Annotated in this window: 11 protein-coding genes; 3 read left to right on the top strand and 8 right to left on the bottom strand. The window is 39.8% G+C overall.

Features of this window, described 5'->3' with window-relative positions:
* The first annotated feature begins 167 nt into the window (after positions 1–167).
* Both ACESTK_RS13395 and ACESTK_RS13390 read left to right on the top strand, forming a co-directional pair.
* The gene (locus ACESTK_RS13395; RefSeq protein ID WP_270413842.1) at positions 168–1,454 is read left to right on the top strand and encodes a chloride channel protein; all 1,287 of its coding nucleotides are present in this window, start codon (positions 168–170) and stop codon (positions 1,452–1,454) included.
* A gap of 184 nt (positions 1,455–1,638) precedes the next feature.
* On the top strand, positions 1,639–3,015 hold the full coding sequence (locus ACESTK_RS13390; RefSeq protein WP_173773234.1) for an NCS2 family permease: 1,377 nt from the start codon (positions 1,639–1,641) through the stop codon (positions 3,013–3,015).
* 228 nt (positions 3,016–3,243) lie between these two features.
* Here ACESTK_RS13390 and eno read toward each other — a convergent pair whose 3' ends face one another.
* On the bottom strand, positions 3,244–4,542 hold the full coding sequence (eno, locus tag ACESTK_RS13385) for a phosphopyruvate hydratase (RefSeq protein ID WP_204452198.1): 1,299 nt from the start codon (positions 4,540–4,542) through the stop codon (positions 3,244–3,246).
* Positions 4,543–4,763: 221 nt separating this feature from the next.
* Between eno and ACESTK_RS13380 the strand changes: the two genes are divergently transcribed.
* Entirely contained in the window at positions 4,764–4,955 is a 192-nt protein-coding gene (locus ACESTK_RS13380) for a DUF6783 domain-containing protein (RefSeq protein WP_373119974.1), read from the top strand.
* Positions 4,956–4,989: 34 nt separating this feature from the next.
* On the opposite strand, the gene ACESTK_RS13375 is transcribed toward ACESTK_RS13380, so the two are convergent.
* The 7 genes from ACESTK_RS13375 to ACESTK_RS13345 all read right to left on the bottom strand — a co-directional run bounded on the left by ACESTK_RS13375 (position 4,990) and on the right by ACESTK_RS13345 (position 11,836).
* Complete coding sequence (locus tag ACESTK_RS13375; protein ID WP_373119972.1) at positions 4,990–5,841, bottom strand: serine hydrolase; 852 nt, start codon at positions 5,839–5,841, stop codon at positions 4,990–4,992.
* 114 nt (positions 5,842–5,955) lie between these two features.
* On the bottom strand, positions 5,956–7,380 hold the full coding sequence (locus ACESTK_RS13370) for an APC family permease (RefSeq protein ID WP_373119970.1): 1,425 nt from the start codon (positions 7,378–7,380) through the stop codon (positions 5,956–5,958).
* A 43-nt stretch (positions 7,381–7,423) separates the two neighbouring features.
* On the bottom strand, positions 7,424–8,263 hold the full coding sequence (locus ACESTK_RS13365) for a hypothetical protein (RefSeq protein WP_373119968.1): 840 nt from the start codon (positions 8,261–8,263) through the stop codon (positions 7,424–7,426).
* The gene (locus ACESTK_RS13360) at positions 8,247–9,332 is read right to left on the bottom strand and encodes a DUF3696 domain-containing protein (protein ID WP_373119967.1); all 1,086 of its coding nucleotides are present in this window, start codon (positions 9,330–9,332) and stop codon (positions 8,247–8,249) included. The genes ACESTK_RS13365 and ACESTK_RS13360 overlap by 17 nt, the downstream gene beginning before the upstream one ends.
* Complete coding sequence (locus ACESTK_RS13355) at positions 9,329–10,477, bottom strand: DUF262 domain-containing protein (protein ID WP_373119965.1); 1,149 nt, start codon at positions 10,475–10,477, stop codon at positions 9,329–9,331. Before ACESTK_RS13355 ends, ACESTK_RS13360 begins: the two co-directional genes overlap by 4 nt.
* Positions 10,478–10,618: 141 nt before the next feature.
* The gene (locus tag ACESTK_RS13350) at positions 10,619–11,578 is read right to left on the bottom strand and encodes a transglutaminase domain-containing protein (RefSeq protein WP_373119964.1); all 960 of its coding nucleotides are present in this window, start codon (positions 11,576–11,578) and stop codon (positions 10,619–10,621) included.
* A 33-nt stretch (positions 11,579–11,611) separates the two neighbouring features.
* Positions 11,612–11,836 carry an acyl carrier protein gene (locus ACESTK_RS13345; protein WP_148462587.1) on the bottom strand — a complete coding sequence of 75 codons (225 nt, stop codon included), beginning with the start codon at positions 11,834–11,836 and terminating at the stop codon, positions 11,612–11,614.
* Positions 11,837–11,889: the final 53 nt, after the last annotated feature.

Here is an 11,889-nt window from a genome sequence, read left to right as displayed (position 1 = left end):
TTTTTGAAATTCTCAAAAATTTTTGTCGCTTTTTCTGAGCGTATATAGTATAATGAAAATACGCATAAATTCGTATTTATAAAAGGAATTTTCCAGTAATATCAAACAATTATTTCAGGTGACAAAATGGAGTAAGTCACAACTATACATGAGAGGACGAAAATACTATGGAAAAAGACAACAGGCAGACTCCGGAGGACAAATTTCGCTATTACTCCGGAGCTATCAGACGTGACATGGGGAACCTGCTTAAGTGGCTGCTTCTGGCAGTGGTGGTAGGATGTATAGCGGGAGCTTTCAGTACTTTATTTTCTTTTGTGCTGAAGGCAGTGACCGGTTACCGCAAGGCACATCTGTGGACCTTTTTTCTCTTGCCCCTGTTCGGACTTTGCATCGTATTTCTTTATGAAAAATTCGGAAAAGACGATGGCGGCACGAATCAAGTCCTTTCTACAGTCCGTTCCCAGGATGATGTGCCCTGGAGATCCGGTCCGCTGATTTTTATTTCGACTGCATTGACACATCTTGCCGGTGGTTCAGCAGGACGTGAGGGTGCAGCTATTCAGCTTGGTGGCAGCATTGCCAATCTTCTTGGCAGATGGATCCATCTTGATGAGGAAGACCGTCATGTGATCGTTATGTGTGGTATGAGTGCTGCTTTCTCTGCACTATTTGGCACACCAATGGCTGCAGCTGTTTTTTCCTTGGAAGTGGTCAGTGTAGGGGTTATGTATTATACAGCTCTTATGCCCTGTATGATCGCATCTTTGATCGCATCCCGTTTTGCGGCTGGTATGGGCGTTACGCCGGAAGCTTTTCACGTAGTAAATATTCCTGCACTTTCTCTGGAAACAGGGCTGAAAATGGGCGTTGTAGCCCTTGGATGTGCAGTGATCAGTATTGTCTTCTGTATTATTTTAAATGAGACAGCCAGATTCTACGGCCAGTTTTTTTCTAATAAATATGCACGGGTAGTGGCCGGTGCCGTTCTGGTTATTTTTATTACACTGATTCTTGGAACTACGGATTACATGGGAGCCGGTGCTGAGCTTATTGAGAAAGCAGTGGAGACCGGAGACACCGATTATATGGCTTTCTTCTGGAAAATGCTCCTTACCGCACTGACTATGAAGGCTGGTTTTCGCGGAGGCGAAATCGTTCCGTCTTTCTGCGTAGGCGCCACTTTCGGATGCATGGCAGGACAGCTGATAGGGCTTTCTCCCTCCCTTTGCGCAGCCTGCGGAATGGCGGCTGTTTTCTGTGGTGTGACGAACTGCCCGATTACTTCTATTCTGATTGCCTTTGAAATGTTTGGCTTTAAGGGAGTGTCCTTCTATCTGATCGCCGTTTCTATCAGCTATGCGGCTTCCGGATATTATGGACTGTATAAAGATCAGACAATTGTATATTCTAAATACAAAGCCAAATATATAAATAAACACACAAAGATGTGACAAGCCCTGAAATGATAATATTCATTTTGCAGAGATTTTTTCGAAGCTCTATCCTCTGTCAAATGTTCACTACCTGAAATTTGCAGGAATCCGCGTTGCGGGCGTGGCAAAGCAACATCCAAAACATTCCTGTAAAATATAAAAAACGGCACACAAGCTGCCGTAAAAAGAAGGGGGTACATTTATGAACCTTGAAAAACTTTTTCACCTGAAGGAAAACCACACTGACGTGAAGACCGAAATCATGGCCGGTATTACCACATTCATGACCATGGCTTACATCCTCGCTGTCAATCCCAACATCCTTTCCGCTGCCGGAATGGACCGGGGTGCAGTCTTTACTGCTACTGCACTTTCATCCTTCATTGCAACCTGCCTGATGGCACTGTTATCCAATTACCCGTTTGTCCTGGCACCTGGTATGGGACTGAATGCATACTTTGCATATACCGTAGTTCTTGGCATGGGTTATTCCTGGCAGCAGGCTCTGGTTGCTGTATTTGTGGAAGGTATCATCTTTATCCTGCTTTCCCTTACCAATGTACGTGAAGCAATTTTTAACTCCATTCCTATGACACTGAAACACGCAGTTTCTGTTGGAATCGGTCTTTTCATCGCATTTATTGGTCTGCAGAATGCAAAGATCGTTGTAAACAATGATTCCACACTGGTAAGCATGTTCTCCTTTAAGGGCTCCATGTCAGATGGTTCTTTCAATTATCTTGGAATCACTGTTCTTCTTGCCCTGATTGGCGTACTGGTTACCGGCATTCTTCTTGTAAAGAATGTAAAAGGCGGTATCCTGTGGGGCATCCTTATTACATGGGCGCTTGGAATCCTCTGTCAGTTTGTGGGACTTTATGTTCCAAATCCGGATGCAGGTTTCTACAGTCTTCTCCCGGATTTTTCCAATGGAATTTCCGTACCGAGTATGGCTCCTACCTTTATGAAAATGGATTTCGCAGGAGTTTTCTCACTTGACTTTATCGTTATCATGTTTGCATTCTTATTTGTAGATATGTTTGATACTCTGGGAACTCTGATCGGTGTTGCTTCCAAGGCAGACATGCTGGACAAAGACGGTAAGCTTCCAAAAATCAAAGGTGCTCTTCTTTCCGATGCTGTTGGTACTACTGTAGGTGCTATGTGCGGTACTTCTACTGTTACCACATTTGTTGAGAGCGCTTCCGGTGTTGCAGAGGGCGGACGTACAGGTCTTACTTCACTTGTTTCCGCTATTTTGTTCGCACTTTCCCTGTTCCTTTCCCCGATCTTCCTGGCGATCCCTTCCTTCGCCACAGCTCCGGCTCTGATCGTGGTTGGATTCCTTATGCTGACCTCTGTTACCAAGATCGACTTTGACGACCTTACAGAAGCGATTCCGGCATTTATCGCAATCATTGCAATGCCGTTCCTGTATAGCATTTCCGAAGGTATTGCACTTGGTGTTATCTCTTATGTTATTATCAACGTCTGTACTGGAAAAGCTAAAGACAAAAAGATCAGCCCGCTTATGTATGCACTGGCCGTTATCTTTGTTCTGAAATATGTATTCCTGTAATAACAGAATGAAATAATTGTACGGTTTGCAATAACATTATTCACGGAACATCACCTGTAAATCGCAATAAATAATCCTAAAAATCCCCCTGCCATGGAACCACGCTTTCCTGGCAGGGGGATTTTTCTATAACACTACTTAAGGGGGTATAAGGTAGATTACATCTGTGAAATCATCTCGTAAATCTGTTACTGTTCACTTTGCAGTCAGTAACCACTTCGCGGAACATTAGCGTTTTACATTGAATGCGCTCATTCCCGGATATACTGCTGCATCTCCAAGCTCTTCCTCGATGCGGAGCAGCTGATTGTATTTTGCAACACGCTCTGTTCTGGACGGAGCACCGGTCTTGATCTGGCAGGTATTTAATGCTACTGCAAGGTCAGCAATCGTAGTATCCTCTGTCTCACCTGAACGATGGGAAGAAATTGCTGTATAGCCAGCCTTATGAGCCATCTTGATTGCCTCAAGAGTCTCTGATACAGATCCGATCTGGTTCAGCTTGATTAGGATGGAATTGCCGCATCCAAGAGAAATACCTTTGGAAAGTCTCTCTGTATTTGTTACAAACAGGTCATCACCTACCAACTGCACTTTATCTCCCAGTTCTTTGGTAAGCTTCTTCCATCCTTCCCAGTCTTCCTCATCAAGCGCATCCTCGATGGAGATGATCGGATACTTGTCAACCAGCTTTTTCCAGTGGTCAATCAGCTCGTCAGATGTGTAAACAGTACCGGCCTTTGGAAGCTTGTACTCGCCAAGTTTACCAGTCTTCCACTCAGAAGAAGCTGCGTCCATAGCGATCATAAAATCTTTTCCTGGATCATAGCCTGCATTCTTAACAGCCTCAAGAATTGTCTCAATTGCTTCTTCATCAGATTTCAGAGCTGGTGCAAAACCACCCTCATCACCAACAGATGTTGCAAGTCCTCTTGATTTCAGAATAGCTGCAAGAGCATGGAAAACTTCTGCACACCATCTTAAGCACTCTTTGAAGCTTGGTGCTCCAACTGGCATGATCATGAACTCCTGCACATCAAGTCCTGAGGAAAGTGCATGGCAGCCGCCGTTTACAATGTTCATCATCGGTACTGGCATACGGTTTCCGGAAATACCACCGAGGAAACGATAAAGCGGGATATCAAGGGATGTTGCAGCTGCACGGCAGCATGCGATGGAAACAGCCAGGATTGCATTTGCACCAAAGTTTGATTTGTCCTTGGTTCCGTCAGCTTTGATCATCGCCTTGTCAATTGCATAAATATCGGATGCATCCATTCCTGAGATTGTGTCGTTGATGGATGTATTAATGTTCTCTACAGCCTTTGTAACACCTTTTCCAAGGTATCTGTTCTTATCATTATCTCTAAGCTCCAGAGCCTCAAATTCGCCTGTAGAAGCGCCACTGGGAGCAGCTCCTCTGCCGATGGTTCCATCTACCAGATAAACCTCTGCTTCTACTGTAGGATTTCCTCTGGAATCCATAATTTCTCTTCCAATGACTTTCTCAATTTCTAAGTAATCCATGGTATGTATACTCCTTTCATTTTTCAAAGGAACTCCTTCGCAAACTGCTTCCCGGAAAAGTCCAGCCGCAATCCGCATCATATTATGTCAGCGGTCTTTCTGCCATAATAAGGAGTCCAAATGATTTACACCGTTAGGTTAGCTATTCCTAACTATGTTGATTAGTATAGACTAACCACGGCAAAATTGCAAGGATATTATTTGATAATATTTTTCACTATATGTACGTGGTTGGTTTTCCGGTCATGCTTCCACAATGTATATTAATAACCGGGAAACAGCATAGTCCTAGAGCGTGTTTGAAAAAGGCTTTCTGCAAGATCTACCTCACAATTTGTGGGAAATTTTGCCCGGATGAGGGCACCGTAGCGGGCTACGGCAGCCGAATTCGGGTGGAATATACCGCAAAGTAAGGCGTGCAGATTGCGGGAATGATTCAAACACGCTCTAGTTCAGGTAATTATACACGATACTGGAAATTTCCTTGATTCCGTTTATGCCCGTATATTCATTTGCCATGGAAAATATCACGATCACATAATCCGTCTTCTTGCCATATACAATTGCAGCATCATGCTGGTAATTGTCTGTCTCCCCTGTTTTATTTCCTGATTTCACACCAGAAGGCAATCCTGCAGGAATCTTGTAGCGGCGCTCCTGATTCAAAAGCAGGTTTAACATCTGCCTGGAGCAGGATCTGGAGACAGCTTTATTTTTATAAATCTTTTTCAGCAGTTTTCCCACGTCTTTCGCGGAACTTCGATTACTTCCAAGGCCATCGTTCTGATAATAACTGCTGCTTGGATGAAGAGAATGATGCACTCCCGTGCCCGTATACCCCTGCTTTTTCAAATACTTGTTAATATAATTACACCCTGATGAAAAACTGCCATTTCCAAGCGTCCTTACAAGCTCATTATAGCACTCATTGTCACTAACCGTAATCATACTGTTCAGATGACTTTTCACTGTTCCATTCAGGTTGATCCGCTTCTCACTGCCGCTGGCATAAACTGCTTCCATAACAAAAAGCTTGATCACACTGGCCGGATACATACTGATTTCATTAATAGACAAAATATCCCCTGTTTTCAGATTTTCCACATACACAGACCAGTTGCCGCTGTACCCATTTACGGTGGACTGGAGTTTCTTCTTCAGTTTTCCCAGACGTACCTCTTCTTTGGCACATTTCCTGCCCTCTTCATTTACATACACATTCTCTGAAACCATCTGACTTGTAGCGATTGTTCCGTTGGCTGTAAGATAATAGCCCTTATACCAACGGTTTGTGTACAATTTTCCATTTTTATTTAATGCCAGCTTTTTCCCTTTAATGGTAATCCAGCCTGCATTCTCTTTTCCATTTTTCTTCCCCTGTATAAATAAAACGAGATAGAACTTAACTTATTCTCACTCTATAAGATTCGCAAATTTATCGCCATATTTCTTTTTACTAATATACGCCATTATAATTCCTAAAAGAATCCATCCACCGACAATAATCCATTCCTGCCAGACCAATGTACAATTCGTCTCCGGAATAATATACATGGCGGACATGGTTCCTGACATAATAACTGCAACTATTCCTACAAATTTGTAGTGTTTTACCTTATATGGTCTCCTCATATCAGCTTCTTTCCTTCTTAAAACTATAAAGGACAGTGATACAATGCAATAAGCAAAACAGCAGGCAAAATTTCCTGCATCAACAATCCACACAAGCATTGACCGGCCAAAAAACGGGGAAATAACTGATAATGCCCCAATTAACAGCAATGAATTCACAGGTGTATTGTATTTCTTATGTAGTACAGCAAATTTCCTGGGAAGCATATAGGAAACAGACATAGAATACAAAGCTCTGCTCCCGCCAATTAGGAACGAATTCCAACTGGTAACAATACCGCAAAGACCACCAATTATCAGGACTTTAGCCATATTAGCATTATTAAATGCAATACCCATTGCATCGGCAGTTACAAGACCGGTGGCAGAAAGCATTGATGTCTTGATCTGTTCTGCATTCATAACATATCCAACAGCCAGAACAACCAGAACATAGAAAGAAACCGCCATAATGATAGAAAGAATCATCATCTTCCCCAATTTTTTCAAAGGAACATTAATTTCTTCAGCTGCCTGTGGTATAACATCAAATCCAAAAAGAAAAAAAGGCGTCATTATAGCGACCTTTGCAATATTTTGAATAATTTCGCCATTGGTGTCTCCAACCAATAACTGATTCTGAAGATTGTTTACGTTTCCTGAATATGCAGCTCCTGCAACCAGTGCGATCCCTACTGCCGCAATTACACAAGTTAATATTTTCTGAAATCTTGCAGCTTTCTTCATTCCAATAATATTGAGGAATAGAATTAACAGCGCCATTCCAATTGCAATAAGCAGCCATGTAAAATATATATCAAATCCGCCAACCGAATATAAATATCCTCTGGCTATTTTAGGAAAAACATATTGAAGGATAGTTGGAAATGATACTGCCTCATAGCATACAACGCCAATGTAGCTTAAAATAATAGACCATGTACATATATAGGCTCCAATAGAGCCAAATGCCTTATAGCTAAATACATGTTCACCACCACATTTCGGCATTGCGGTAGTCAGTTCGGCATAACACAAACCTACAAAGTAGATCATAATACCGCCAATAATAAATCCAAGCACCGTTCCAAGAACTCCACCACTGGTAATCCACTGACCAGAGGACACAACCCATCCCCATCCAATCATAGCACCAAATGCTACGACCAAAACATCACCCGTGTTGAGCACTTTGCTAAATTCTGACTCTCTATTACTCACTAACATCCTCTCTTTCCTTAATCCTGTGAGATTTTTATACCGTCATTCTTTAATATGGATGACCTCCAATTCTCCCAACAAGTACTTTTTTACCATCTCCAACCTGATTATCCATCCACGAAAAATATATTCTAAGATTTGAATGACGATTTAACAATTTCAAATGTGGCTCGCAGACAACTTCCTTTTTGACTGATTTCTGAACACCTTCAAGTTCTTCATAATATGTAAATGGAAAAACCAAATCAGCTTTATGTTTATGATCCGGAGAGCATGCTATTTGTTTCGCCGTCAAAATAGCCATAGCCTCTTTTAAATTATTTCTGTACTTGTTGTACAACTCAACTGCTTCATCGTTTAACAACGCCAGACAATCTGTAATTTCTCTTGTATGTAAAGTAAAATTGTCGATATATTTCATTCCCGATAAAATATTATCTGCAAAACAACTATTGCAAAAACAGGAATCCATAAATTCTCGATAATCTTCAACCAAAGTAATACTTGCCAAAATATCTCTTCTTTTTTGAATATACTGCTTTTCATCACTTACAGCTTCTTTAAATTCCCCCAATGACACCTTTATTTCCTTTTTCTCAAAACAGTCCTGTTCTCTTTCAATTGAATTTCTATTTATAAACTCTCGTATCCGTGCTCTGTCATCTTCACTTCCCTCGCCGCTTCCAGAATAAAGCCAGTCCATGAATAATATATCATCTTCTACTTCCTGATCCCAAATATCATCATCTATAACAATATACTCATCTACATTTGCACAGTAAGCATCTATTTCCATAAGATTTCCAATTTCTTCTGTTCTTACCTTCATATTTGCCTTCGAAATGGTGTATGCAATACTTTCTGCTATCAGTTTATTTTCTATCTGCATTCATTCTCCTTATTGATAACAAATCCCTTAAATCCTGGCTTTTCTGGTCAAAAAATCCCTTCGGCCATTCTGACAGCTCTCCATTCTGGTTCACATTAATTTTTTTTATTTCAATATGTTTATCTTCTGTTTGAAAAAAAAGCACTTGCATATCTTCTGTTTTTTTTAGATATGCAGCCTGTAATCTTGAGCCATCAATTATATGCTCACTGTGGGTTTCTATAATCACCTGCACACCAACAGCAGAAATTATCTGCAAAAATTTACCAATCCGACTTTGAGCAGCAGGATGTAAATGTGCTTCAGGATTCTCCACGACCAATACTGCCGATTCATTCACCGTACACCAAAGTGCAGCTGTAACCACAGAGAAAATATAACTGATTCCAAATCCCGTCATGGTCGGTAAAACGCCGTAATCAACCAATGAATTTCTATATCGTATATCTGTGCTTACTTTCGCTAAATCTGTTGTAATAGAGAATTGAACATCTCCTAGAATTATATTCATCCATTCTTCAACCTGTGTAGAAAACTTACCTACAGACGAATTTGCTCTTGCTCCAAGAGGTACCTGCCAGTTCATCAAGTCAGCTCTATCCACTAAATACGCTGCATTAGATCCATCCGGCAAAATATTTAAGTTACCACCTGCTGGATAAGACACTCTTGGTCCTTTTCGTTCTGCATTCAGATAACAAATCCGACTGGTTAATTTTTCAGAATTTTTCCAAATAGCTAAGTTCAGAGGATATTCAGGTTTTAATTTATAACGAATGCTTACACTATTTTCATCCTCAATAACATCAATCCCCATGTCCCCATTTGAAATTGGGATTCCATTCTGCGCTATTACTTCTCTCGGATTTCCCACTTGTATTCCCAATATATCACTAATATTTACCAAACTGCCAATGTTTAGCGGAGCTGCTGCATAAGCTAACAGAAGTGCCTGTAGTACAGACGATTTACCAGCTGCGTTTGCTCCAGCCAAAATATTCATTTTCTTTAACGCTATTGATAATTCAGGAAAGCATTTATAATTTTTTATTTGAAAACTTTTTATCATGATTGATCTCCTAATATCTGCCGAATCGTTTTCAGTGCTAACAAAATGTTTTTTCTGGAACCAGTCGATGTTGTTACAGCATAAAAAAAATCATCTTTTTTCGCCAATTCCATCTTATAAGAATCATATATTTTAACTGCATGACTCTCAATCCATTTATAGGGCTTATTTAAACATATCAATACCACTGTCCAACTAGTAAATAAAGACGCATTAACTCTTTTTTGACCAGGTTTATTAAAAATATCATCTCCTAAAATCATATGTGCCTGTTTCATTGCTTTTTTAAAATCAGCCAGTATTCTATCGTAATCATGTTCTATACGCAAATTTAATTCGGAAATCATAGAATCCATTGTATGTCTCAAACCGTAATAATTTACAAGTCTATCATGCTCCCAATCGTAATGATACAAAACAGTTAATAAGCGAAGACATAATTCCTGTGCTCCCATCCGTACATCATTAATACTATAACCTGTGGCAGTTTTGAATTCCTCACAGGAAGACATTTCTTTTAAAAGCCCTCTCACCTTTGGTTTTGCCATAGCATTTCTTATTTCCTGTGGATTAAGCTTCAGTCCACAAGTATTTATTCTGTTAAATATATCAAATTTGATAATTTGAGGACAACGTGCATCCAATATGTTTACCAGCAAAACCGTTTCCATAATATAAGACTGGTATAACATTGGAAGCTCTCTATAAAGCATATTATTGCAATTAGGATAATATTGCATTTTTCCCAAAGGAAACTTGTTCTGAACAAACTCATGGATTGTAGTTAATCTTTCTACACCATCAATAACACTCTTATGCCCATTTTCATCTTCATCAAAACAAAATGAAGAAAATTGCATACGCAATAAAATAGATTCTATCAGTGCCGTTTTCTGCTCTTTATTCCATACGCAATTTCTATGATATTCTGGATGTAAGTTTAGCAAACCACTTTCAATCCAGTTTTCAATCTGGAAAATAGTGATCATCTTCTGCTCAATTCGAATATCTGCAATATTATAAGGACCACCTGTATTTGTATCTATATCATCTATATCCTGCTCTTCAATTCCAATATAATCCTTTTCAAAATTTTTCTTAGCTTCCAGATACTCAGTAATTTTATTCACTCTTAGCTGTTTCATTTATACGTCACCTCAAAAAAAATCCCATGGAAACACTATCTTCATTTAAGATAATGATACCATGGAATTGTAAAAAAATCTATAAAATTTGGCACCTGTTAAAAGATCAATCTCATAATCATGTTACAGTTACAGAGATTTTTATGAAGCATACCTTATATAGCGGCTGATTGTATGATTGATATCATAACTTCCATTACCATACACACCACGATACCAGCCCGCAAACTGAGCTTCCGGATCATAATATGCTCCATCAATCATTACCCATCCATGTCTGGTAAGACCATCCGCAGCACCATCTCTTGTACCAGAAACGCGACCAAGAACTACATACGGATTATATCCCAATTCTCGTGCCATCGCTGCAAATGTGCAGGCAAACCCATAACAATCTCCACCGCCTGTAGTAAGCATGTTATATGCAACCTCACGCTGCCATCCTTTTTTATTCAGATCCGGCCAGTATGTTGAATAATAGAAATTTCCACTGCTGGTAAGATATCGCCAACAGGAATAAAGCTTTTCAGATTTACTCATTTCTGTAGTCGTAATTCTGGAAATTATAGTCATAAGTTTCATCTTTAGTTTGGCATTTAAATCATTTTTGGCATATCCCTTGCTGTTAAAGGTAACGTTTGCAACCGTTTTGTTTTTTGTCAGACGTCCTTTAATGTCGCCTCTGTAGAGTTTGTTTCCGATTTTGAAAAATCCTTTTATTGCCTGTCCTTTTTTGTTTACATAATATAATTGCTTTCCTACTTGTACAATTTTCGACTTTGATGGCTTGAGCAATCTTCCCTGGAGATCAAAAACATATGTGTATTTTCCAATTTTTGTTCCACCAACTGCTGCTGTTCCATCAGCTTTAAAATAGTAACGTCTTTTCTGAATGGTTTTCCATTTACTTTTCAGTTTATTGCCTTTCTTATCATAGAAAAAGTATTTTGTACCTTCTTTTATAAGACCGCTTTTCTTCACTGTCACTGGCTGAATCTGAATTGTATCAGAAGCACCTCCATTTTCTGCCTGAACAGGTACTGTGCAAACAGTTATTACAGATATCGCGGCAATGGCAAGAATTTTTCTTATCCTTTGCATACTTTCTTCCCCTTATGTACTACAATATTCAAATCAGTCTTTCAGACGGCAGACCATTTCCCAAAGCGCCGTTGCAGAGTTAAAGTTCTCCGGAATAATATCTGCCGGAGTAATAGCAATATCAAACTCATCCTGAAGTTCGCTGACAATTGACAAAATTGCAAAAGAATCAAGCAAACCATCATCAATCAGAGTATCACAGGTTTCATAATCTACCCCTGGCTTAATATCCTCAAGAATTTCTATTAATTTGTCCATTTTTGTTTCCTCGCTTTCCAATTATCGTTTTTGCACAAATACCTGCTGAAGCA

Origin of the sequence: Ruminococcus sp. Marseille-P328, assembly GCF_964249465.1 — a bacterium.
In the GTDB taxonomy this organism is placed as follows: domain Bacteria; phylum Bacillota; class Clostridia; order Lachnospirales; family Lachnospiraceae; genus Blautia_A; species Blautia_A faecis.
This window is presented reverse-complemented; position numbering and strand designations above follow the sequence as displayed.

Coding starts and splice junctions, on each gene's coding strand:
- ACESTK_RS13395 (WP_270413842.1), top strand. CDS start 168: ATGGAAAAAGACAACAGGCAGACTCCGGAGGACAAATTTCGCTATTAC.
- ACESTK_RS13390 (WP_173773234.1), top strand. CDS start 1,639: ATGAACCTTGAAAAACTTTTTCACCTGAAGGAAAACCACACTGACGTG.
- eno (WP_204452198.1), bottom strand. CDS start 4,542: ATGGATTACTTAGAAATTGAGAAAGTCATTGGAAGAGAAATTATGGAT.
- ACESTK_RS13380 (WP_373119974.1), top strand. CDS start 4,764: ATGTACGTGGTTGGTTTTCCGGTCATGCTTCCACAATGTATATTAATA.
- ACESTK_RS13370 (WP_373119970.1), bottom strand. CDS start 7,380: ATGTTAGTGAGTAATAGAGAGTCAGAATTTAGCAAAGTGCTCAACACG.
- ACESTK_RS13365 (WP_373119968.1), bottom strand. CDS start 8,263: ATGCAGATAGAAAATAAACTGATAGCAGAAAGTATTGCATACACCATT.
- ACESTK_RS13360 (WP_373119967.1), bottom strand. CDS start 9,332: ATGATAAAAAGTTTTCAAATAAAAAATTATAAATGCTTTCCTGAATTA.
- ACESTK_RS13355 (WP_373119965.1), bottom strand. CDS start 10,477: ATGAAACAGCTAAGAGTGAATAAAATTACTGAGTATCTGGAAGCTAAG.
- ACESTK_RS13350 (WP_373119964.1), bottom strand. CDS start 11,578: ATGCAAAGGATAAGAAAAATTCTTGCCATTGCCGCGATATCTGTAATA.
- ACESTK_RS13345 (WP_148462587.1), bottom strand. CDS start 11,836: ATGGACAAATTAATAGAAATTCTTGAGGATATTAAGCCAGGGGTAGAT.